Origin of the sequence: Photorhabdus sp. RM323S, from assembly GCF_042879375.1 — a bacterium.
Lineage (GTDB): Bacteria > Pseudomonadota > Gammaproteobacteria > Enterobacterales > Enterobacteriaceae > Photorhabdus > Photorhabdus tasmaniensis.
This window is the reverse complement of the sequence record NZ_JBHFKZ010000014.1, coordinates 39,226-61,494: the sequence shown is the minus strand read 5'-3', so window position 1 is coordinate 61,494 and position 22,269 is coordinate 39,226. Positions and strand designations below refer to the sequence as shown.

Annotated in this window: 20 protein-coding genes; 12 read left to right on the top strand and 8 right to left on the bottom strand. The window is 43.6% G+C overall.

Going from position 1 to position 22,269, the window contains the following annotated elements:
• The first annotated feature begins 24 nt into the window (after positions 1 to 24).
• Positions 25 to 792, top strand: coding sequence for a class II glutamine amidotransferase (locus ACGF7G_RS08725; protein ID WP_387464788.1), 768 nt, complete (start codon positions 25 to 27; stop codon positions 790 to 792).
• Here the strand turns inward: ACGF7G_RS08725 and ACGF7G_RS08720 are convergent.
• The gene (locus tag ACGF7G_RS08720) at positions 763 to 1,497 is read right to left on the bottom strand and encodes a L,D-transpeptidase family protein (protein ID WP_387464786.1); all 735 of its coding nucleotides are present in this window, start codon (positions 1,495 to 1,497) and stop codon (positions 763 to 765) included. The genes ACGF7G_RS08725 and ACGF7G_RS08720 overlap by 30 nt on opposite strands.
• A gap of 417 nt (positions 1,498 to 1,914) precedes the next feature.
• Here ACGF7G_RS08720 and ACGF7G_RS08715 point away from each other — a divergent pair, with 417 nt between their 5' ends.
• The 10 genes from ACGF7G_RS08715 (at position 1,915) to ACGF7G_RS08670 (ending at position 13,347) form a co-directional block, all read left to right on the top strand.
• A complete protein-coding gene (locus tag ACGF7G_RS08715; protein ID WP_387464784.1) occupies positions 1,915 to 3,258 on the top strand; it encodes a Na(+)-translocating NADH-quinone reductase subunit A in 1,344 nt (447 codons plus the stop codon).
• 3 nt (positions 3,259 to 3,261) lie between these two features.
• Positions 3,262 to 4,500 (top strand): NADH:ubiquinone reductase (Na(+)-transporting) subunit B, encoded by a 1,239-nt coding sequence (locus tag ACGF7G_RS08710; RefSeq protein ID WP_387464782.1) that lies wholly within the window; start codon positions 3,262 to 3,264, stop codon positions 4,498 to 4,500.
• Entirely contained in the window at positions 4,493 to 5,290 is a 798-nt protein-coding gene (locus ACGF7G_RS08705; RefSeq protein ID WP_133815280.1) for a Na(+)-translocating NADH-quinone reductase subunit C, read from the top strand. The genes ACGF7G_RS08710 and ACGF7G_RS08705 overlap by 8 nt, the downstream gene beginning before the upstream one ends.
• Complete coding sequence (locus tag ACGF7G_RS08700) at positions 5,283 to 5,912, top strand: NADH:ubiquinone reductase (Na(+)-transporting) subunit D (protein WP_021322988.1); 630 nt, start codon at positions 5,283 to 5,285, stop codon at positions 5,910 to 5,912. The genes ACGF7G_RS08705 and ACGF7G_RS08700 overlap by 8 nt, the downstream gene beginning before the upstream one ends.
• A gap of 8 nt (positions 5,913 to 5,920) precedes the next feature.
• Positions 5,921 to 6,517 carry an NADH:ubiquinone reductase (Na(+)-transporting) subunit E gene (nqrE, locus tag ACGF7G_RS08695; protein ID WP_023045063.1) on the top strand — a complete coding sequence of 199 codons (597 nt, stop codon included), beginning with the start codon at positions 5,921 to 5,923 and terminating at the stop codon, positions 6,515 to 6,517.
• Between the two features lie 15 nt (positions 6,518 to 6,532).
• Positions 6,533 to 7,759: an NADH:ubiquinone reductase (Na(+)-transporting) subunit F gene (gene nqrF, locus ACGF7G_RS08690; protein WP_133815282.1), complete on the top strand. Its 1,227-nt coding sequence runs from the start codon at positions 6,533 to 6,535 to the stop codon at positions 7,757 to 7,759.
• A gap of 109 nt (positions 7,760 to 7,868) precedes the next feature.
• A complete protein-coding gene (locus ACGF7G_RS08685; protein WP_387464839.1) occupies positions 7,869 to 8,864 on the top strand; it encodes an FAD:protein FMN transferase in 996 nt (331 codons plus the stop codon).
• A gap of 12 nt (positions 8,865 to 8,876) precedes the next feature.
• Entirely contained in the window at positions 8,877 to 9,104 is a 228-nt protein-coding gene (gene nqrM, locus ACGF7G_RS08680; protein ID WP_133815284.1) for a (Na+)-NQR maturation NqrM, read from the top strand.
• 702 nt (positions 9,105 to 9,806) lie between these two features.
• A complete protein-coding gene (locus ACGF7G_RS08675) occupies positions 9,807 to 10,847 on the top strand; it encodes an AAA family ATPase (protein ID WP_387464778.1) in 1,041 nt (346 codons plus the stop codon).
• A gap of 394 nt (positions 10,848 to 11,241) precedes the next feature.
• Positions 11,242 to 13,347, top strand: a complete 2,106-nt coding sequence (locus ACGF7G_RS08670) for a S8 family peptidase (RefSeq protein ID WP_387464776.1) — start codon at positions 11,242 to 11,244, stop codon at positions 13,345 to 13,347.
• 650 nt (positions 13,348 to 13,997) lie between these two features.
• On the opposite strand, the gene ACGF7G_RS08665 is transcribed toward ACGF7G_RS08670, so the two are convergent.
• From ACGF7G_RS08665 to ACGF7G_RS08635, 7 genes are read right to left on the bottom strand one after another with little or no spacing between them, the layout of a single operon-like run.
• A complete protein-coding gene (locus ACGF7G_RS08665; protein WP_387464775.1) occupies positions 13,998 to 15,335 on the bottom strand; it encodes an MSMEG_0569 family flavin-dependent oxidoreductase in 1,338 nt (445 codons plus the stop codon).
• A 12-nt stretch (positions 15,336 to 15,347) separates the two neighbouring features.
• Positions 15,348 to 15,638 carry an MSMEG_0570 family nitrogen starvation response protein gene (locus tag ACGF7G_RS08660; RefSeq protein WP_133815288.1) on the bottom strand — a complete coding sequence of 97 codons (291 nt, stop codon included), beginning with the start codon at positions 15,636 to 15,638 and terminating at the stop codon, positions 15,348 to 15,350.
• The gene (locus ACGF7G_RS08655) at positions 15,626 to 16,699 is read right to left on the bottom strand and encodes a sll0787 family AIR synthase-like protein (protein ID WP_387464772.1); all 1,074 of its coding nucleotides are present in this window, start codon (positions 16,697 to 16,699) and stop codon (positions 15,626 to 15,628) included. Before ACGF7G_RS08655 ends, ACGF7G_RS08660 begins: the two co-directional genes overlap by 13 nt.
• Positions 16,696 to 17,259, bottom strand: a complete 564-nt coding sequence (locus ACGF7G_RS08650) for an MSMEG_0567/Sll0786 family nitrogen starvation N-acetyltransferase (protein ID WP_387464770.1) — start codon at positions 17,257 to 17,259, stop codon at positions 16,696 to 16,698. The genes ACGF7G_RS08655 and ACGF7G_RS08650 overlap by 4 nt, the downstream gene beginning before the upstream one ends.
• Before the next feature lie 12 nt (positions 17,260 to 17,271).
• Entirely contained in the window at positions 17,272 to 18,351 is a 1,080-nt protein-coding gene (locus tag ACGF7G_RS08645; protein WP_387464768.1) for an MSMEG_0568 family radical SAM protein, read from the bottom strand.
• A gap of 22 nt (positions 18,352 to 18,373) precedes the next feature.
• A complete protein-coding gene (locus ACGF7G_RS08640; RefSeq protein WP_387464766.1) occupies positions 18,374 to 19,381 on the bottom strand; it encodes a Nit6803 family nitrilase in 1,008 nt (335 codons plus the stop codon).
• Positions 19,382 to 19,410: 29 nt separating this feature from the next.
• Complete coding sequence (locus ACGF7G_RS08635; RefSeq protein WP_021326334.1) at positions 19,411 to 19,893, bottom strand: MSMEG_0572/Sll0783 family nitrogen starvation response protein; 483 nt, start codon at positions 19,891 to 19,893, stop codon at positions 19,411 to 19,413.
• Between the two features lie 238 nt (positions 19,894 to 20,131).
• Between ACGF7G_RS08635 and ACGF7G_RS08630 the strand changes: the two genes are divergently transcribed.
• Positions 20,132 to 22,057, top strand: a complete 1,926-nt coding sequence (locus ACGF7G_RS08630; RefSeq protein ID WP_387464764.1) for a sigma 54-interacting transcriptional regulator — start codon at positions 20,132 to 20,134, stop codon at positions 22,055 to 22,057.
• The last annotated feature ends 212 nt before the right edge of the window (positions 22,058 to 22,269 follow it).

Sequence of the window (22,269 nt, the reverse complement as noted above, 5' to 3'; positions counted from 1 at the left end):
TTTTACCGGCTACAGAGGTGGGCAATGTGTGAGTTACTTGGCATGAGTGCAAATGTGCCAACAGATATCTGCTTTAGTTTAGGTGGTCTGATTCAGCGTGGCGGTCATACCGGGCCTCATAAAGATGGTTGGGGGATCACTTTCTATGAGGGGCGGGGCTGTCGCACATTTAAAGATCATCAACCAGGTTGCCATTCACCCGTTGCCCGTTTTGTACAAGAGTACCCGATTAAATCCAGAGTGGTGATTTCGCATATCCGGCAGGCTAACCGGGGTAATGTGGCGTTGGAAAATACCCACCCTTTTATCCGTGAGATGTGGGGGCGCAATTGGACCTATGCCCATAATGGGCAACTTAAGGGTTATCGGCGGCTTGAAACCGGTCAATATCGGCCTGTCGGGCAAACTGACAGCGAACATGCTTTTTGCTGGATTTTACATCAACTTTCACAAAAATATCCAAGGACTCCCTCTAACTGGCCTGCGGTTTTTCGTTTTATTGCTTCACTGGCGGATGAACTCAGGAAAAAAGGTGTATTCAATATGCTGCTGTCAGATGGGTGTTTTGTGATGGCATATTGTTCAACCCATCTTTATTGGATTACCCGTCGTGCGCCGTTTGGCAAAGCAAAACTTTTGGATCAGGATGTTGAAATTGATTTCCAACAGCACACTCAGCCGGATGATGTCGTTTCTGTCATTGTGACTCAACCTTTAACTGGCAATGAGTCCTGGAACCGGATTGAGCCGGGTGATTATGCGCTATTTCATCTTGGTGAGCGCATATCGTGATTGATTCTGCAAAGATGGCGATTTATAAGGTGTTGAGTTAACCGAATATTGACCATTGATGACGTTAATCGCTGCCGGCCGGTTATTTTTGACAAAATACTCATAGGCCGGTTGTAATTGCAGCCAAAATAGATAATGGGAGGATGAGCGGTGGCGTAACATGTTCTTCGGTGTCATTCTGAATGGATAAATGCTGATATCAATTTCACACTGTCCGCGCAATAATGCACTTTCTGCATAATGGTAAATCTCATCCATGTAACCGTTAGTCATCGCGTAACAACCGACAGATTTACACTCGCCGTGGATCATTAAATGGTTGCCGGAGTAGCCTCTGGATTTATCGTATTCATTTGGAAAACCGAGATTAATAGATCGGTAATACCGACTATTTGGATTTAGCTGACTGGTTTTTACACGATAAAAACCTTCTGGGCTTTTCAAATCACCTTCTGTGGTTTTAGGGCCGAGGCCACCAGAGTAATTGCAAATGGGGTAGCTTTTAGTCAGTTGGTAGTTTCCATGATTATTTTTAGTGTAAAGCTCCAGTATCCGCTCCTCTTTGAATATTTGGATAAAGATGGGATATCCGGGTGGCGTGGGGGAGCCTTGCTTAAGTTGAACTAAAGTATCCTGAGCATAGACAGGTAGGAATGAACTAAAAAACAACAATGTTATTGCAGCAAAAGCAGCAGTTTTTTTCATGTGACTACCGTATAGAGATGTCGTGGGCTAACCTAGGATTTAGCTTAAGGTTGCCATGAGTGTTCGATTTTGTGAATAAAAAATAATAACCATGATTTTATCCTGCAAAGTGATTGCAAGATCAAAAAATAATCAGTTGTCGGGAAAGGTGATACAATAGTTCGCTTTTTGCGATCTGTTGATTGTTCAGGGCCAAAATTATTCCTGTTTGCTTGAACTAAATCACTTGATTAGTCAGACAGTCGAAAGAGGGAGATGTTAAAATTGCCGCCCTGAGATTAAAAGAAAATCGTAACAATTATCGGAGAATTATAACCTGGGCACGATTCGTGACTTAAGGGGTTTTTTATAGAGTGGCTATGTTACCACCAGGTAATCTGTAGCATATGATTTAATTGATAAACTTGTGCAAATCTTATGATTAAAATTAAAAAAGGACTCGACCTCCCGATTGCAGGAGCGCCTGCTCAAGTGATAGAAGACGGTCCGACGATTCGCCATGTAGCACTGCTGGGTGATGAGTATGTTGGAATGCGTCCTTCTATGTTGGTTAAGGAAGGTGAGCATGTTAAGAAAGGCCAGATTCTTTTTGAAGATAAAAAGAATCCAGGGGTAGTTTTCACCAGTCCGGCCTGTGGGCAGGTCGTTGCGATTAATCGTGGTGAGCGACGTGTTTTTCAGTCAATTGTGATTGAGATAACTGGAGACGAGCAGGTTGATTTTGACCGTTATGATCGTTGCCAACTTGCTCAGTTATCCCGGGAACAAGCAGAAAAGAATCTGATTGATTCTGGGTTATGGACTGCACTGCGTACTCGCCCTTACAGTCAAAGCCCGGCTCTCGGCTCCTCGCCGAAAGCAATTTTTGTAACAGCAATGGATACCCAGCCTCTGGCTGCAAATCCACAGGTGGTTATCGCTACCGAGGAAGAGGCTTTTGTTGATGGTCTGAATGTGCTGACCAGATTAACCGAAGGTAAAGTTCATGTTTGCCACGGTGCAGGAAGTTTGCCGAATGCCGGTAATAATGCACAAATCACTTATAATCAGTTCTCTGGTCCACATCCTGCGGGACTTGCTGGAACTCACATCCACTTTATTGAACCCGTCAGTGCGACAAAAACGGTATGGCACCTGGGGTATCAGGATGTGATTGCTATCGGTAAGTTATTCACTACCGGCACACTTTATACTGACCGGGTTATAGCACTGGCAGGGCCACAAGTTGAGAAGCCGCGTCTTATACGCACCCGCTTGGGTGCAGACCTGCTTGAGTTGACTCAGGATCAATTGAACGCGGGTGAAAACCGTATTATTTCAGGCTCTGTATTGTGTGGTACGCAGTCAGATGATGCTCATCACTATCTTGGACGTTTCCACACCTTAGTTTCTGTTTTGCGTGAAGGCCGCGAAAAAGAGCTGTTTGGTTGGATCATGCCGGGCACCGATAAGTTTTCTGTTACTCGAACTACTATTGGTCATTTCCTGAAGAATAAGCGTTTTGCTTTTTCAACCACGATGAATGGTGGTGAACGCTCTATGGTGCCAATCGGTAACTATGAGCGTGTTATGCCTTTGGATGTGATGGCAACGCATTTGCTGCGGGATCTGCTTGCAGGTGATACCGATAGTGCTCAGGCACTGGGTTGTCTGGAGTTAGATGAGGAAGACTTGGCGCTTTGTACCTATGTCTGTCCCGGCAAATATGAATATGGTCCGGTACTGCGTGAAGTGCTGACTAAGATTGAGCAGGAAGGATGATCCATGGGCCTGAAAAACTTGTTTGAAAAAATTGAGCACCACTTTGAGCCCGGGGGAAAATTAGAAAAATATTACCCGTTGTATGAAGCGATAACGACGATTTTCTATACATCAGGTACCGTTACTTCTGGCCGTGCCCATGTCCGTGACGCTATCGATCTAAAACGTATGATGATCACAGTATGGCTGGCGGTATTCCCGGCAATGTTCTGGGGAATGTATAACGTAGGTCAACAGGCGCTACCTGCACTGCATCATTTATACAATGGTGCAGAATTGCAACAATTGCTGGCATCTGACTGGCACTATCGTGTTGCTCAACTCCTTGGTGCCTCACTGACACCTGATGCGGGTTGGGGCAGTAAAATGTTGCTTGGGGCAACTTATTTTTTGCCTATTTACGCGGTTGTATTTGTTGTTGGTGGCTTCTGGGAAGTCCTGTTCGCCATTATCCGTAAACATGAAATTAACGAGGGATTCTTCGTTACCTCTATTCTGTTTGCGTTGATTGTTCCGCCAACAATTCCCCTGTGGCAGGCGGCGCTGGGTATTACATTTGGTGTTGTGATTGCGAAAGAGGTCTTCGGCGGTACCGGTCGTAATTTCCTGAACCCGGCATTGGCTGGTCGTGCTTTCCTATTCTTTGCTTACCCTGCACAAATTTCAGGTGACTTGGTATGGACTGCGGCTGATGGTTTTTCCGGGGCGACCCCGTTGTCTCAGTGGGCTGCTGGTGGTAGCCAAGGATTAGTGAATACCGTTACCGGTCAGCCTGTTACCTGGATGGATGCTTTCATTGGCAATCTTCCGGGTTCTATTGGTGAAGTTTCTACGCTGATGATTTTCATCGGTGGGGCAATCATTCTCTTTACCCGCATTGCTTCATGGCGCATTGTCGCTGGTGTCATGTTGGGGATGGTCGCAACTTCCTATCTGTTTAATGCTATCGGTTCAGACACTAACCCGTTGTTTGCTATGCCGTGGTATTGGCACATGGTTCTGGGTGGTTTCGCTTTTGGTATGATTTTTATGGCGACAGATCCGGTATCCGCCTCATTTACCGATAAAGGTAAATGGTGGTACGGCATTCTGATTGGTGTGATGTGTATTCTGATCAGGGTCGTTAACCCGGCATACCCGGAGGGCATGATGCTGGCGATTTTGTTCGCCAACCTGTTTGCGCCATTGTTTGATTATCTGGTAGTACAAGCCAATATTAAGCGGAGAAAAGCCCGTGGCTAATGATAAACAAAAAAATAATGACAGCATCGGCAGAACGTTTATCGTTGTTTTTGTGCTCTGCCTCGTTTGTTCAATTGTTGTAGCAGGCTCGGCGGTAGGGCTGAAATCTCAGCAACAGGAACAAAAACTGCTGGATAAACAGCGTAACATTCTTGATGTTGCCGGGTTATTAACCCCCCAAATGAGTGCTGATGAGCTTAAAGAAACGTTTAAAAGTCGTATTAAAGCTGAATTACTGAATCTGGATACGGCAACGCTTGAAAAGAGTCATGGCAAGTTTAACCTGAATGATGCGTTGCGCAGTGATGATACCAGTATTGCATTGCCTCCTGAGAAGGATCTGGCGAAAATCCGCCGTCGCGCCAATATGGCGGAGATCTATCTGGTGAAGGATGAACAGGGTAAAACCAGTGAAATCGTTCTGCCTGTTTATGGCTCTGGTCTGTGGTCTGTTATGTATGCCTTTATCTCTGTTGATGTGGATGGCAAAACCGCCCGCGGAATTACCTATTATTCACACGGAGAAACCCCAGGGCTGGGTGGTGAGGTTGATAATCCGCAATGGCGTAAAAAGTGGATAGGTAAAAAACTGTATAACGATGAAGGCCATCCGGCGATCAAAATTGTCCGTGGTGGTGCTGCTGCCGATAATCCTTATGGTGTTGATGGCTTGTCTGGTGCGACTCTGACCTCTGCTGGTGTGCAGAATATGTTTGATTTTTGGTTAGGCGATAACGGTTTTGGTCCGTTCCTGAAAAAAGTACGCGAAGGAGCGTTGAAAGATGGCTGATAGTAAAGAAATAAAACGCGTCCTGCTTGGGCCATTATTGGATAACAACCCGATTGCATTGCAGGTTTTGGGGATCTGTTCCGCGCTGGCTGTAACAACCAAACTGGAAACTGCGTTGGTGATGACAATCGCTGTGACGTTGGTTACCGCATTTTCTAGCTTTTTTATCTCATTGATCCGTCATTACATCCCCGGCAGTGTACGGATCATTGTACAGATGGCAATCATTGCATCATTGGTTATCGTCGTAGACCAAATTTTACAGGCATATGCTTATGAGATTTCCAAGCAATTGTCTGTATTCGTTGGTCTTATCATCACTAACTGTATTGTCATGGGGCGTGCAGAAGCCTATGCCATGAAGTCTCCCCCTATTGAGAGTTTTATGGATGGTATCGGTAATGGGCTGGGTTATGGCGTTATTCTGGTACTGGTTGGTTTCCTGCGTGAGTTGTTTGGCTCTGGCAAATTGTTCGGTATTACCGTTATGGAATCCGTACAGAATGGTGGCTGGTATCAGCCTAATGGCTTGTTCCTGTTGGCACCCAGCGCGTTTTTCATTATTGGTATGCTGATTTGGGGTCTGAGGACTTTGAAACCGGCGCAGGCTGAGAAGGAGTAACTGACAACATGGAACATTTTATAAGCCTGTTTGTTCGTGCCGTCTTTATTGAGAATATGGCGTTGGCTTTCTTCCTCGGTATGTGCACTTTTTTGGCCGTATCGAAAAATGTCACCACAGCGTTTGGTTTAGGTATTGCAGTAACGGTGGTTCTTGGGATCTCTGTTCCTGCCAATAACCTCGTTTATAACTTTGTCTTGCGTGACAGTGCATTGGTTGAAGGGGTTGATCTCAGCTTCCTGAACTTTATTACTTTTATCGGCGTGATTGCGGCATTAGTGCAGATTCTTGAAATGATCCTCGATCGTTATTTCCCTTCACTCTATAACGCGCTCGGCATCTTTTTGCCACTGATTACGGTTAACTGTGCAATTTTTGGTGGTGTTTCTTTCATGGCGCAGCGTGACTATAACTTTTCTGAATCCATCGTATATGGCTTTGGTTCCGGTATAGGCTGGATGCTGGCAATTGTTTTGCTGGCTTCTATCCGTGAAAAAATGAAATATGCTGATGTTCCGGCAGGTCTGAAAGGATTGGGGATCACCTTTGTCACCACGGGTTTGATGGCATTGGGTTTTATGTCCTTCTCTGGTGTGCAGTTATAAAGGCGAGAAGCGTTCATGGATATAATAATTTTAGGCGTAGTGATGTTTACCCTGATTGTGTTGGTACTAACGGCCCTGATTTTGTTCGCAAAATCAAAGTTAGTTAACACCGGGAATATTAAAGTTGAAGTTAACGGCGATCCGGAAAAGAGTTTTACCGCTCCTGCCGGTGATAAGTTGCTGAATATGTTATCAAGCCAGGGCATTTTTGTCTCTTCTGCCTGTGGTGGTGGTGGCTCTTGTGGTCAGTGCCGTGTAAAGATTAAAGATGGTGGTGGCGATATTCTGCCAACAGAGCTTTCTCACATTAGTAAGCGTGAAGCAAAAGAGGGTTGCCGTCTGGCTTGTCAGGTTAATGTAAAACAGGACCTGAAAATCAAATTACCGGAAGAGATATTTGGTGTTAAGAAATGGGAGTGTGAAGTTATCTCCAACGATAACAAGGCCACTTTCATCAAAGAGCTAAAACTGAAAATCCCTGATGGGGAAGTCGTGCCTTTCCGTGCTGGTGGCTATATTCAGATTGAAGCTCAACCACATATTGCTCGTTACTCAGATTATGATGTGCCGAAAGAATACCGTGAAGATTGGGATAAATTTAACTTGTTCCGTTTTGTTTCTGAGGTGAAAGAGCCGACAGTTCGTGCTTACTCAATGGCGAACTACCCAGAAGAACACGGCATTATCATGCTTAACGTTCGGATTGCGACGCCACCGCCAAGGGATTCGCAAGCGCCGCCGGGAATTATGTCTTCTTATATCTGGTCACTGAAATCCGGTGATAAAGTGACTATTTCTGGTCCATTCGGTGAATTTTTTGCAAAAGATACTGATGCGGAAATGATTTTCATCGGTGGTGGCGCGGGTATGGCACCTATGCGTTCTCATATTTTTGATCAACTTAATCGATTGAATTCAAAACGTAAGATCAGCTTCTGGTATGGTGCTCGTTCTAAACGTGAAATGTTCTATACCGAGGATTTCGATCAGCTGGCGGCTGAAAATGAAAACTTTACCTGGAATGTGGCGCTATCTGATGCATTGCCTGAAGACGACTGGGATGGTTACACCGGCTTTATCCATAACGTTTTGTTTGAAAACTATTTAAAGGACCATCCGGCACCGGAAGATTGCGAATTCTACATGTGTGGACCTCCGGTAATGAATGCCGCAGTGATCAAGATGTTAAAAGATCTTGGTGTTGAGGATGAAAACATCATGCTGGATGATTTCGGTGGCTGATAGGCCATAAACAGTTTGATTTAATGCTGGCGCCCACAAATTGTGGGCGCTGGTGGTTCAGGAAGGGTAATGAATTGTGCGTAAAAAGATAAGTAGCTGGATAGCGTTAATGTTTGCAGTACTGTTGTTGGCAGCATGTGATGGTCAGGAGCAGCAAAATATTCATGGGCAAACGATGGGGACTTATTACGCCATTAAATTTGTCACTGGCTCGTCGGCCCCCTCGCCAGAAATTTTGCAAAAAGAGATTGATCGTTTGCTGGAAGAGGTTAACGACCAGATGTCAACTTATCGTCCTGATTCTGAATTGAGTCGTTTTAATCAAAGTCGTGAAATTAACAAGCTATTCCCTGTATCACCGGCGACAGCAAAAGTGGTCAAAGAAGCGATCCGTATTAATAGATTAACGGATGGTGCATTGGATGTAACAGTGGGGCCGTTGGTGAATTTATGGGGTTTTGGCCCTGAAGGCCGTGTGACGAAAGCACCTTCTGAAAGTGAACTGGAAAAACGTCGTGAATGGACGGGGATTGAGAAGCTGGCGGTGGAAGGCAATAATCTGATTAAAACAGTGCCGGAGCTGTATATCGATTTGTCATCTATCGCTAAAGGCTATGGTGTAGATGTTGTTGCTGAATATCTGGAATTGCAGAATATCAACGATTACATGGTTGATATTGGTGGTGAAGTTCGTACATCAGGCCATAATGGTAAAGATCTGCCGTGGCGGATTGCGATTGAAAAGCCTTCTGATACCGGAATGGAACAAAGTGCTCAGGAGGTGATAACGCCTGGAAATATGTCGATTGCTACTTCTGGCGATTACCGTAACTATTTTGAACAAGATGGTGTGCGCTATTCACACACGATTGATCCAAAAACAGGTGATCCTATTTCGCATAATCTGGTCTCTATTACTGTAGTTGCACCGGTTTGCATGAGTGCTGATGGGCTTTCTACCGGGTTGAATGTGTTAGGGCCGGAAAAAGGATTGAAAGTTGCAGAAAGCTTGAATATCCCGGTTTTTATGATTGTAAAGACAAAAAATGGCTTTGAAGAGCGTTATAGTAAAGCCTTTGAGCCATACTTACAGAAAAATCAATGAAAGGAGAAGGGAATGTTAAAAGTATTTATTGCAACCTTCATCTTTTTCCTGCTGGCTTTTGCGGGAATGTCATTAGGTTATATGATTAAACGTAAAAGCATACAAGGGAGCTGTGGGGGTTTAAGCAGCATTGGGGTAGAGAAAGTGTGTGATTGCCCAGAACCTTGTGATGCTCGTAAGAGACGTATGGCTCGTGAAGCAGCCCGACAGGTTCAGTTAGAGAAGCATCGGATTATTTGAGTTTAATAAAACTGTGGAATTCTCTTTCCCAAATGCTAATTGGGAGCAAAGCGAACTTTTAGTATTTGGGGGAGATGGATATTTAAGCGTTAATAGGGCACGGAAATGATTTGAAAAGTAGCGACATGAATTATTTAAGGGAATACGAACATGTTTACTTCTAGATTAACGATGTTGCACTTATCATGTGAATCCGCCCATTATTTCTATATCTGAAATGAAATTCTTCACTAACTCCTTATAAAAACTTTCCATGTGAGATACACATAAGACCATAGCTGAACGGCATAGGCTGTTATATGTATCAATATGGCTATGTATGTGTTTATCTGCCAAGTCAATTATGCAATCGATTTCTCTCACACGTTTACGTCAACAGGGTGGGGCAGTGGTTGTCACAATTCCTAGTGACGTTGCAGCCGTAACCGGGCGGTCAGTAGGCATACAATTGGGTGTAAAAGCGTCGATAGACGGAATAATCATCCAAAATATTGGTTTTTTATTTAATATTTGGTTTTTTTACCTATTTCTCTGCTAAGACAACTAGAAATTGGATTTTGAAAATATTTTTTATATATACTTTCTCAGCCTTTAAAGACTAAAAACACAAGCATTATTACGTTTACTCTGTATCGGCTTACTTGCTAAACTCCTAGAAATATGCAAGTGAATTTCAGGCAAGCAAAAGATAGGAATATCAACGTGGCAAGCGCAGAGCAACTCAAGGCACTTATCAAATCGTACATCAGTCGCGATGATAGCCATTTTTATTCAGTTGCTATGCAAGTTGCTGCGCACGAAGCCAAACAAGGACACGGTAGATTGGCAGAGGATCTGCTAAATTTACTGGACAAAGCGAAAGTAAAACTCGCTAATGATAAGGGCGGTAAATTAGTTCCATTAGCCAATGCCGCTAAAAATCGTACTGATCTTGGTAATTTACTTAATGTAAGCCACCCTGCTTATCGCCTATCTGACGTAGTATTGGATGAATCTGCCAATATACAGCTTCAAAGATTGATAAGAGAACAGCGGATGATGTCTCGCATCAAAGAGCATGGATTGTCACCCAGACGAAAAGTACTGCTTGTTGGCCCACCGGGAACAGGAAAAACGATGACTGCATCGGCTCTCGCTGGTGAGTTAGGTATTCCCTTGTTCCAAGTTCGTTTTGATGCCTTAATTACAAAATTCATGGGAGAAACAGCGTCTAAACTTCGGCAAGTGTTTGATGCAATCGCTGATATTCGGGGCGTTTATTTCTTTGATGAATTTGATGTTATTGGTTCCCAGCGTAGTCTTGCAAACGATGTTGGTGAAATTCGTCGAGTACTGAACAGTTTTCTTCAAATGATTGAGCAAGACACCTCAAATAGCATAATCATTGCTGCAACAAATCATCCTGAAATATTGGATTATGCACTGTTCAGGCGTTTTGATGATGTCATTGAATATCACTTACCTACTTTAGAACAAGCCTTGAACTTGATTAAGTCTCGTTTAGGTTCTTTTATACCTAAGCCTTTCCGTAAAAGTGGATTAGAAAAGCATGTACTAGATTTAAGTTATGCTGAAATTTGCAGAGCGGTAGATGAATCGATAAAAGATGCAATTATGAGCGACCGCACTCAAGTTGATCCCGTTGTTCTAAAGCAAGCTTTAGAACAACGTCGTTTAATCAGTAGTAAACTATCAATTAACGAAAAAAATAAATTAAGCTATGATGGAAACAACGCACGATAAAAGGCTACATCTAACTCTCCCAAAAACGTCTATTTCCCAACTATATACAGCTCACTCCGCTGGCAGAGGTTCATCACAAGATCTTCCAGAGCGGGAGCGTAGGGAGCATGGACAAGCTCTAAATGCACAATTACAGCAGTTAAAAGCCATTGCAGCCAAATCGCGAAATCAGCATATCCAGTTAAAACTCAGAAGTGGTATTGGCTTACAGGTTGAGTTTGTTGGTCAGCCCGACGTAGCCCTTGCGTTTGAAAGTCTTAGCAGCGAAAAAGGTAGGAATAAAGACAGACATATTGAAGTACTTAGTATTCACGAAGAAGAGGCGGTTATCTCTGCCAACGTATTTATTCCTGACGGTAAAATTAAGCACTTTGAGAATTATGTTCAGGATTATTTGAAAAAAAAGTGTCGAACCGATGGTCAAGCTGCCGATCACAAAGCGCTAATAAACACTATTTCTTCGATACGGCTTGCCGGAATAAGGTCATTATGGACCGATGATCTTGATCTTCTTCCTACTGATTTAGATGAAGCGTTTTGGTGGGAGGTTTGGCTTCCTGTCAGAGGCAACAGAGATGCCGTTGTTGCAGATTTTCGTAAGTTAAGCCATCTCGCTGAATGTCGTATTAGTGAACATCAAGTTCCTTTTCCTGAACGAACCATTACATGGATGTTTTGCTCTCAAAGACAATTTTCCCGTGCAGAATTGATTCTAAATTGCGTAGCAGAATTAAGACGAGCGAAAGATACCTCAGAATTCTTTGTCGGTTCTTCAATCACGGAGCAACGGCTTTGGTCTGATGATGCGCTTGAACGACTACAGACTCCATCGGAAGACGATAATGTACCCTATGTTTGTTTACTCGATTCAGGAGTAAATCGCGGGCATCCAATGCTTGCTCCTGTATTACATCAGCGAGATGTGCATACGGTTAATGATGCTTGGGGTATAAATGATACGGCTAATCACGGTACGGGTTTAGCCGGTATAGCTGTTTATGGTGACCTGTTTGAAACGTTAACATCCAATACCATAATCGATATTCGTCATCGTCTTGAGTCAGTAAAACTCACGCCAAGTCAGGGCGCTAACGCAGGAGATGCGAAACAGCATGCTTACTTGTTTAGCGCTGCGGTAGCCCGACCTGAAATTTTATTTGGTCAACGAAGACGCGTCTTCAGCTCTGCCGTTACTGCTACTGACTATCGTGATTTTGGTCGTCCTTCCGCTTGGTCATCCATAGTTGATTCCCTTGCTGCTGATGCTCTGTCAGGTAACGCATTCCCCCGTCTTTTCGTGCTTTCGGCTGGAAACATATGCGATAGAGATCACTGGGCAACATATCCTGACAGCCTTTCATTAAACCAAATCCATGACCCGGGGCAAGCCTGGAATGCAATTACCGTAGGCGCATTTACTAATAAAATTGACATCAGCGAAGATGATGTTGATGACTTTTCCTCTGTCGCCGGCCAAGGAGCATTAAGCCCTTTTACAACGACATCTATTCAATGGGACAGGGTTTGGCCGTACAAACCAGACGTCGTATTCGAAGGTGGGAATGCGGCATCAAACACAGAAATTGTCGATAACTTCGCAAGTTTAGAGCTACTAACTACAAACGCTTCTCCACAACATCGCCTTTTCTGGACAACAAACGCGACTAGTGCGGCTTCTGCCCTTTGCGCCCGTATGGCAGCGCAATTGATGGCTCAATATCCTTCCCTACGCCCGGAAACAATTCGTGCGCTGATTACTCATTCTGCACAATGGACACCAGCGATGTTGGAGATGTACCCAGCACGCACAAAAAAAGGCTACGCATTGCTTGTCCGCCACTGTGGCTGGGGCGCACCCAATATTGAAAGAGCACTGTGGAGCGTAAAAAACAGCTTAACGCTTATTGCAGAAGACAGCTTGCAACCCTATCGAAAAACTAACAAGGGAATTAAAACGCGCGACTTAAACTTACACACTTTGCCTTGGCCGCAAGAGCAACTACAGGTGTTGCAAAATACAGAGGTTGAAATGCGTGTTACGCTCTCTTACTTCATTGAACCCAATCCATCAGAACGCGGGGGAGCTTCGAAGTATCATTATCCATCACATCGCCTTCGGTTTGCTGTGAAACGACAAATGGAGTCGTTAGACGAATTTACCACCAGAATCAATGCGGCTGCTGATTCGGATGATAATGATTATGGTGCTACAGGCAACGATGATAATTGGTTATTGGGAGCAACACAGAGACACAAAGGCTCATTACATCAAGATATTTGGCGAGGAACCGCGGCAGAACTGGCTAACTGCGGGTATCTGGCGGTCTATCCTGCGCAGGGGTGGTGGAGAACGCGAGGTGCGCTTGAGCGTTATGATTCCGTGGCAAATTATAGCCTTATCATTTCTATCCATGCACCGCAAACAGATGTAGACCTGTATGCAATCATACAAAATATGGTCGAGAGTCAAATACAGAATCCTATCGAAATATCAGCTTAATTTATTGATTTTTATGTGATAATTCAATGCATCCAGACCGCTGACAAACCCTATTATTTTGAATGTGGCTTGTTTTTTCATTATGAAAAATGCTGTATCCATTTTGCCCCATTAAGCCGGGTCCATCCACCATTTTGGCCTCTGCCACACTGGATATCCCTTCCATCCACAGATAAAAATAACACAGCGCCAATGTCAGTATAACATCGACGTTTTTTGAGAGCATAAAATCTATGGTTATCCCCGTTTTTGCAACAATGATTTTGATTAATGGCGGTCTTGCTTTTTTCCAGATTTCAAAATCACACTGACTGACAAAGCGTTGGTTTTTTATTTGGCATTTAATTTTTTGTTTCCCTATTTCGTTGCTAAGAATGAAATTGTGTTTTATGAAACGTAAAATTCGCTGAAAAGAAAACTGAAACTTGCTATTGTCGGTAAAATATTTTCAATAACGCCTATGCCAGAAGTATCTAAAAAAACTCTCTTATAAGTATTTAGGTTTAAAATACACTATTCAAATTGGTTGAATGGAAGGCATTTTACAATGACTACAGACCATATGATGGTTTGAAAAGTAAAACGCCTTATCAGACTCTTATTGAAAAAATAAGAGTTTAAAAATATTTTGTCAGGCGAAGTGAGAAATTTCACATTTGAGATATTCTTTCATCTTTGATTTCAGATTTAGCACCTTTAATTAAAGTAGATAACATATCTATATTTTGCTGACTTATTTGTTGCTCAATATGCTGCACCACATAGGCGGCATCCTGATCAATCCCCATAAAACGCCCGGAGCCCCATGTATATAACCACGGCAAACCAATAAACGTGACATCCGGATCGATGGTAATACCACGGTCATGTTTTGGATAACCATTGGCTTGAAAAATATCTAGATCAAGCCATGAATAATCTGGTCTAAAACCAATACACCAAATCACGGAAGTAATATTTTCTTTTGCTAAATCAATGTGGGTGATTTCCTGTTCAGGCTGCCAAACAGGTTGATACACCGATGCAGGTTCATCGGTTGCAATATTGTTTTTCTCTAAATACTCATCAATCGAGGCATTAATGCGATTATAAGTGGCATCGGCACTGCCCAGGTTTTCTGATAAATTTGGACTAAACCAGAATTGACCCTCTTTAAAGTCATCAAAATATCCGAACAGTTGCATACCTTCTAAGGCAAATTTGCGCAGGTCAATATCACGCCCACCATCACGCCCGGTGACATAGTGGTTGGTGCTGTTACGTACTTCTTCACTATAACGATGATTGTTGACCGTAGTTTCGTAATAACCCATATCAAACAGCCATTTCACTACATCTTTACCGCGATAGAATCGGGCACAACGTGGTGCATTGCCTGTCGATAAATAGACTTTTTTGCCTGCCAGATGTAAATCTTCGGCAATCTGTGCACCGGACTGCCCTGACCCAACCACCAACACCGCACCTTCAGGCAGTTGATCTGCATTTAAATACTCTTCCGAATGCATCACTTTCACCTGCTTAGGCAAGGCATCGCTGAGTTTTGGATAAATCGGGGTGTGATACCCACCTGCTGCAACGACAAGCTGTTTGGCGGTGGTTGTACCCTGATTGGTTTTAATGACAAACTCATGTGCCGCCACTTTTTTCACCTGCTCTACCTGAATATTTAAAATGGCAGGAGGGTTGATTTTTTCAATAAACTCATCAAGATATGCCTCAATCTCAGGCTTTGTCATAAAACCGTCAGGGTCTTTTCCCTGATAAGGATGTTCAGGCAGTAGACACTGCCAGTTCGGTGTCACCAAGGTAAAATTGTCCCAACGTTTACGGCGCCAGCTAGGGGTCAACTCGGATTCTTTTTCTAATATCACGTGGTCAATGCCGGCTTTTTGCAAATAATGGCTGATAGATAAACCTGCCTGACCACCACCAATAATCACCACATCATAATCTGGCTGTAACATTTGATTTTGGATATTTAACATGGGACACCCCTCTCATTGATTAGTCATTTCAATAATTTCAATTTGATCTTCCGGACTTAACCCGAAGAATTGGGCTTGGCGTTTGATCATTGCCAGAGTGTCCATGGCTGAACTACAGGCAAAGCCATAACGTACCTGCACCCTTTCCGATGCGGCATTCAGGCCATTTTCAACCTGATGCAAGAACTGCGTACTTGGGTAATGCTGACCAATGGACAGATATTCATAAATCACCGTTGAAGGTGAGTAATATTGAATCAGCTCCCCATCAGGCCATTTCACAGTAAAATTCACACTGGGCATAACATAGACTCCTGCTGACTTTTAGCCTCAATCTGTACGAATTGAGCCTGTAACTTGGTTAAAACATCGGCATAACAAAAACCGGTAAACATTTGGTTGTTAAAATCCCAAAATATGTCGTACTGCTGTTGCTGTTGCTGTTGCTGTTGCTGCTGCACTGCAACCGCACCACTGACATTGGTTTCACCAATCACCGCGCAGGCAATGCCCTGCCGGTGAAACAGCCCGATAATTTCTTCACATTCATTTGCATCGGCTGTCAGTAAAAAACCAAAACTGGGGAAAATTTGCAGCCATTTAAACCAGTCCACATCATCAGGTTTAGGAATGGCATCTAAGTTGATATGCGCCCCCGATGCTGTCGCTTCGAGCAGCATCAACAAACTGCCTAAAATACCGGCATTGCTAATATCACGGGCGGCATGAGCCAGATTTGCCTCTGCCAATTGCGGCAACAAGGCAATTTGTGACTGTAAAATGCGGTCAGGCACCCGTTCAAAGCATTTCCAATAAGTGGTATTGGCGTGGAATTGCCCCCGCAGATTTAACGCAATCAGAATTTTTTGTTGTGGTTTGACATGCAGCACCGAGAGCAATTTTCGCGCTATGCCTTGAATCGCAACGGATAAAGTGGGCTGATAAACGACGTCAAGATGGGTATGTCCACCGACCAATGGCACACCATAAGCACGACAAGCATCCTGCATACCTTGCATTAACAATCGGGTATGTTCGCTACTGGTATGCCAAAAACTATTTACCACCGACAATGCCCGGCCACCCATTGCGGCAATATCACTGATATTCGCCATCACCGCTGACCATCCGGCAAAATAAGGATGATGGGTCACAAAACTGGGTAGCATTCCTTCACAGGCGTGCAATACATATTGACCATTTAGCGGTAGTGCCGCCGTATCATCTCCGGGACAGGCATATAAGTTATCCAATGAATCCATATGGCAAGTTGTATTGACTGAAACCGTGTGAGCAATCGCCTGTTTGGACTGCATAGCGGGTGTCTGTTTTAACATTTCGAGTAGTTGATTGAGTGCCATCATCGGGTCTCCTTTAGCATATAGGCTTGCATCGGGATATGCTGTAACGGATAGTTTTCAATCTGTGCCTGCATCAGCACATGTGGAATGCTGGCAATGGTCAACTGACGCAAGCTATCCCAACATAACCTTTGGAAATAGCGTTCATTTTGACTTTGCACGGTGGCTAAAAAAGTACGGCATCCCAGGTTTTTGGCGGTTGATACTGCGGTATTGATTAATGCTTTACCAATGATATGGTGACGTCGATATGAAGGTTCTACGCATAAACGCCCGCCATACCACGTCTGTTCGCCATCAGGGAAAATCCGCACTGCACCAATCACACGGTCATGCTCACCAAACATTTTCCCAATGGCAACAATGCCTAATGCTTTAACATCGTGCTCGTCGCGATCTTCTTGCAAGATTTTCTGTTCATCGCGAAAGGTGACTTCACGCAAACGATAATATTGGCGACGCTCCCAATCTTCCGACACAATTTTGATGGCAATATCATCGCTAATAAATGGTTTCAGCGCTTCATTCAGATCAAGCAGCCAAGGATAGTGAGAAAGTTTCATATCACATTCTCCTTACTCATACGCTTTCAGCGAAGAGCAAGCGCCACATTTGGCGCAGCCTGCTTGAGTATTTTCCGAGTTCAGACCCTGTTGTTTAAGTTGCTGTCCAATTTTCGGATAAAGCGACTGCATAAAAGCGTGATCAGGTTTAGGATGATGCTCTAATGGCGTACCTTGAATCGGTACAAACGGCACTACAAATGGATACACCCCCATTTCAGTCAGTTTGGCGGTCATCTCCACGATTTCCTGTTCAGTGTCGCCCAAACCGGCCAAAATGTAGGTACTGACCTGTCCCCGACCGAATACGGCAACGGCTGCTTCAAATGCCGCAAAATATTTCTCCAACGAGACTTCGGCTTTACCCGGCATAATTTTCTGCCGTACACGCTCGCTCACTGCCTCAAGGTGCATCCCAATCGACACAGCTCCTGCCTCTTTTAAACGTTGAAACCAGGCAAAATCATCCGGTGGTTCGCACTGTACCTGTATTGGCAAATTGACTTGTGCTTTAATCGCTTTAACTGAGTCATATAAAATTTTTGCCCCACGATCTGCCGTATTTGGCGTGCCTGTGGTGATCACCATTTGCTTGACACCATCCAGTTCAACGGCGGCTTTCGCGACCTCCGCCAATTGTTCCGGGCGTTTACGGATTAAGGTTCGACCCTCTTTTAACGACTGATCAATCGAGCAAAATTGGCATGCAGTTGCTTTGTCCTTCATACGAATGCAATGCTGTAACACCGTTGTCGCCAACACATCATGGCTATGTAAGGTCGCAATTTGTTCATAGGCAATGCCTTCGGCGGTTTTTAAATCATAGAAACGGGGTCGAGCAGGTGCGGTTAAGGTCGCCACCGGGATCCGGTTTTTAAAGACAATCACCTTGCCGGAGTGCGGTTCAGGCCTTGCGGTATAGGGCGAGTCTTGTGCTGCAAGGTTCAGCACAGGGATCATCATGGTCTGCCCGTCAAGGCTCAACGCTTTATGATCGCTTGGCCCTGCGCCACCTTTACGGGACAAACCAAACTTGCCTTCCCATTTCAGACCATTACATTGCAAATCGGTCAATAGTTGTATTGCAGACATCTTTACCCCCTATCGATTGGGTTTACATCAATATGGTTTCGACATGTTCTTCATTGGATTTTGAGTGCCTTTCGAGATGACTTTGATCTGATGGTTCAACTTTCAGTTCGTGTAATACATGTGTTGGACGACGATCAATCAATAAACTGAGCAATTCAGGACGGCTGTAATGTCCAATCGAATCCATCATGCGTTTGCGTTTATCAATCAGGTTGAAATCCAGATCGGCAATGCAATAACTTTCACCTTGCGTGATCGGTTTAGCCAGGAACTTGCCTTCGGGAGAAACAATGGCGGTAAAACATCCGCCGGAAATTGGACCGATATCACAGCCAGTATCCTGCATAATTTGCTGTTGCTGTTCGGGATGCAGCCATGCAGTGGCATTGACCACAAAACAGCCAGACTCTAAAGCATGGTGTTGAATGGTTGCGTTAATTTGATCGGCAAACACTTGCCCTACCAACGAACCAGGAAACATGGAAGCATGAATTTGCTCACCATCTGCCATCAAAGAAAAACGTGCCAACGGGTTGTAATGTTCCCAACATGCCAGCGAACCAATACGTCCCACCGCAGAATTAATGGCACGTAAACCACTGCCATCACCTTGCCCCCACACCATTCGTTCATGGTAAGTTGGGGTAATTTTGCGGCGATGCTGAATGATTGAACCATCGGCATCAAATAACAGTTGGGCGTTATAAATCGTACTGCCTGCACGTTCATTAATGCCAATCGACACTACCATGCTGGCTTCAAGACAGGCTTGCCCAATCGCTAAGGTTGCTTCGGAAGGGACAACCACCGATTCATTCAACAGCTTTAAGTGTTCTTTACCCATGGCGAATGGTGGTTGTACGAAGGAAAAATAAGGGTAATAAGGCACGACGGTTTCAGGAAAAACGGCAAATTGCACCCTTTGTTTTCCAAGCTCTAAAATAATGTCACAGATTTTTTTTACCGTTGCGACTTGACTATAAAGCACTGGACTACATTGCACTGCGGCAGCTTTAACGATTCTGTTCATAACCTTATCCCCTTATAGTTTATATTTACTTAGACAGTCCAAGTATCAATGATTAAGGCATTGTCACGACGCATCAGCAGTTTTAAATCCATCACATCTAATGGATTAATAGGACGGATCCCTGGAATAAGCGCTTTTTCGGTTTGACCATACATCGCTTGCAACGCAAAACGGCAGGCATAGACTTCGCCACCTTCTGCCATAAAGGCTTTCAACTGATTATTGACGGCCAGATGACCGGGAAAAGCTTCTGCCCCTAAAGTTGGAAAACCGCGTTGTACACCCAACTGCACGCCTGGGCCGTAAAGCAAGATTTTGGTTTCAAAGCCTTTACGTAATAAACGCTTTGCTTGTAACACGTTGAGCAGTCCAATTGATCCTTCAAATGCAACGGTATGGAAAGTCACCAATGCTTTTTCACCCGGCTGGGCTTTGACGTCCTCAAACACTTTTTCTTCATAATCAACGAGAAAATCGCCATCTTTATATTGTTCGATATCAATGTTTGGCATAGCAGCCTCCTAGTTCAATGTTATTTGGGAATGAACCAACATGTAGTCTAGTCTGACTGTATTAATGCGAGAGCTGTGCCAAGTTATACTTTTGGGCGGAGGTTAATTTCTATCAAATTGAAAAATAACATTTAATGTTTATGAAAATTTTTTTGTGGAGATAAATTGAACTGCTGGGACGTTACGATTTTTCGTAGTATTATGAAATCCCATAACTTAAATTATGAAAATTCATAGTATGAATACAACTGACTTTATCTCTGACTGGGTCGTTTCTGAAGATTCGATTCGCCCGTTGGTGTTTGAACACTCGTCACAGGCATTAATTGTGCTGGACCCACATCAAAACCGGTTTATTGATGTAAATATCAGTGCTACTAAACTATTACGTTATGAACGTCATGAAATTATTCAAAAAACGGTAACTTCCATTTTTGGTCATTTCAGACAACTGCCATACCTTATGGCATTTACCGAAGGCGCTTTAGCAAAAGGTTGGGCTTGGAACAATGAACTGTATACCTTGGATAAAAATGGTGAAAAAATCCAGTTGGATATTACTTCTATTTCATTGCCCTATAAAAACAAGACTTTGCTGATATGGTCGTTGATGGATGTCAAAGCTTTAGAACTGCGCCAACTCAATAAAAATGCCGATAAAGTCATCCGTATAGGTTTAAAAGAACAGCAAACTTTGCAAGAACTGTTTATTGACTCCGACACAGGCAAGCATTTATTGCTGAGTTCAGTCGGTGACGGTATTTACAGTATCAACAAACAAGGCTTATGTACCTTTATTAACCCTGTCGGGGCTAAGATGTTGGGATTGCAACCTGAAGATACACTGGGTAACAATATCCATCAAATTCATCACCATACCCATGAAAATGGTGACCCCTATCCTGAAGAAGAGTGCCCGATTTATGCGGCGGTACATGATGGCATTGTACATGAAGGTATTCAGGAAATTTTTTGGCGCCGTGATGGCAGTTGCTTTCCAGTGGAATTTACCAGTACCCCAGTGATTCGTCACAGTGAAATTATTGGCGCGGTAGTGGTGTTCCGTGATATTACCGATCGGCTGAATACCGAAAAACAACTGACCCATGCCCTTGAAGAACTGCAAGATTTAAAAAGCCGCCTGGAACAGCAAAATGAATATTTGCAAGAGGAGATTTTACAAGAAAATCAATATCATGAAATTATTGGCAGCAGTACATCCATTTTACAGATTATTGAAAAAATCGAGGTGGTCGCCTCAACTGATGCCAACGTGATGATTTATGGTGAATCCGGGACAGGCAAAGAACTGATTGCCCGAGCCATTCATCAATCCAGTCACCGTAAACAGCAACCCCTTATTCGGGTCAACTGTGCTGCCATTCCTTCGGAACTGTTTGAAAGTGAATTTTTCGGACATGTCAAAGGTGCATTTACTGGGGCTGTGCGTGACCGTGTCGGACGTTTTGAATTGGCAGATCAGGGCACACTGTTTTTAGATGAAATTGGCGAAATTCCTATAGAGCTACAAAGTAAACTGCTGCGTGTATTGCAAGAAGGAACCTTTGAGCGAGTCGGCGAAGAAAAAACGCGGCAGGTGGATGTGCGGATTATTGCCGCCACCAACCGCAATTTAAAAGAAGAAGTTAAACACAAACGCTTTCGTGAAGACCTGTATTTCCGTTTAAATGTATTCCCGATTTATGCACCGGCCTTACGTGACCGTAAAGAAGATATTCCACTGTTGGTGACACACTTTACTAAGTTGATTTGTGACAAGCGTAAAATTAATTATCTCCCATTTTCACAAAAGCATATTTTGGTGCTACAGCAATATGACTGGCCTGGCAATATCCGTGAGCTGCAAAATGTCATTGAACGCGCACTCATTACCGCAAAACAGGGGGCGGTTTCCTTTAAATATTTGCTGGAACAAGATCAACAGCAAAATGAAACTACGTATCAGAATATTCACAATGAACTTCAACAAATCGAAGGTGTGCTGACTATGCAACAGCTGAAAGAGTTAGAAATTAAAAATCTCTCTCTTGCCGTTAAACAATGCAAAGGGAAAATCTTTGGTGATGACGGTGCGGCAAAATTGTTGGGAATGAACCCAACAACATTGATCTCACGTTTAAAGAAATTGGCGATTGATTATTAAAAATCTTATCTTGAGCTTGGAAAATGCGCCTCATATGTATTAACACCTTTTTATGGCATTCTGGATGCTTAAGGGACGGTGCTATTTTTGAGTATCAATACCGAAGGCTAGAAAAAACTTGGGCAATGTTAAACCAGATTTATCAGCGGCCAAAACCCGCAGAAAACTGCGGGTTCTATTTTGTCTGTATGGGGAAAGTGTTCCTTCAAAAT

Bases quoted from the DNA above. Each gene is read 5' to 3' on its own strand.
- ACGF7G_RS08725 (WP_387464788.1), top strand. From the start codon at position 25: ATGTGTGAGTTACTTGGCATGAGTGCAAATGTGCCAACAGATATCTGC.
- ACGF7G_RS08720 (WP_387464786.1), bottom strand. From the start codon at position 1,497: ATGAAAAAAACTGCTGCTTTTGCTGCAATAACATTGTTGTTTTTTAGT.
- ACGF7G_RS08715 (WP_387464784.1), top strand. From the start codon at position 1,915: ATGATTAAAATTAAAAAAGGACTCGACCTCCCGATTGCAGGAGCGCCT.
- ACGF7G_RS08710 (WP_387464782.1), top strand. From the start codon at position 3,262: ATGGGCCTGAAAAACTTGTTTGAAAAAATTGAGCACCACTTTGAGCCC.
- ACGF7G_RS08700 (WP_021322988.1), top strand. From the start codon at position 5,283: ATGGCTGATAGTAAAGAAATAAAACGCGTCCTGCTTGGGCCATTATTG.
- nqrE (WP_023045063.1), top strand. From the start codon at position 5,921: ATGGAACATTTTATAAGCCTGTTTGTTCGTGCCGTCTTTATTGAGAAT.
- nqrF (WP_133815282.1), top strand. From the start codon at position 6,533: ATGGATATAATAATTTTAGGCGTAGTGATGTTTACCCTGATTGTGTTG.
- ACGF7G_RS08685 (WP_387464839.1), top strand. From the start codon at position 7,869: ATGTTTGCAGTACTGTTGTTGGCAGCATGTGATGGTCAGGAGCAGCAA.
- nqrM (WP_133815284.1), top strand. From the start codon at position 8,877: ATGTTAAAAGTATTTATTGCAACCTTCATCTTTTTCCTGCTGGCTTTT.
- ACGF7G_RS08665 (WP_387464775.1), bottom strand. From the start codon at position 15,335: ATGTTAAATATCCAAAATCAAATGTTACAGCCAGATTATGATGTGGTG.
- ACGF7G_RS08660 (WP_133815288.1), bottom strand. From the start codon at position 15,638: ATGCCCAGTGTGAATTTTACTGTGAAATGGCCTGATGGGGAGCTGATT.
- ACGF7G_RS08655 (WP_387464772.1), bottom strand. From the start codon at position 16,699: ATGATGGCACTCAATCAACTACTCGAAATGTTAAAACAGACACCCGCT.
- ACGF7G_RS08650 (WP_387464770.1), bottom strand. From the start codon at position 17,259: ATGAAACTTTCTCACTATCCTTGGCTGCTTGATCTGAATGAAGCGCTG.
- ACGF7G_RS08645 (WP_387464768.1), bottom strand. From the start codon at position 18,351: ATGTCTGCAATACAACTATTGACCGATTTGCAATGTAATGGTCTGAAA.
- ACGF7G_RS08640 (WP_387464766.1), bottom strand. From the start codon at position 19,381: ATGAACAGAATCGTTAAAGCTGCCGCAGTGCAATGTAGTCCAGTGCTT.
- ACGF7G_RS08635 (WP_021326334.1), bottom strand. From the start codon at position 19,893: ATGCCAAACATTGATATCGAACAATATAAAGATGGCGATTTTCTCGTT.
- ACGF7G_RS08630 (WP_387464764.1), top strand. From the start codon at position 20,132: ATGAATACAACTGACTTTATCTCTGACTGGGTCGTTTCTGAAGATTCG.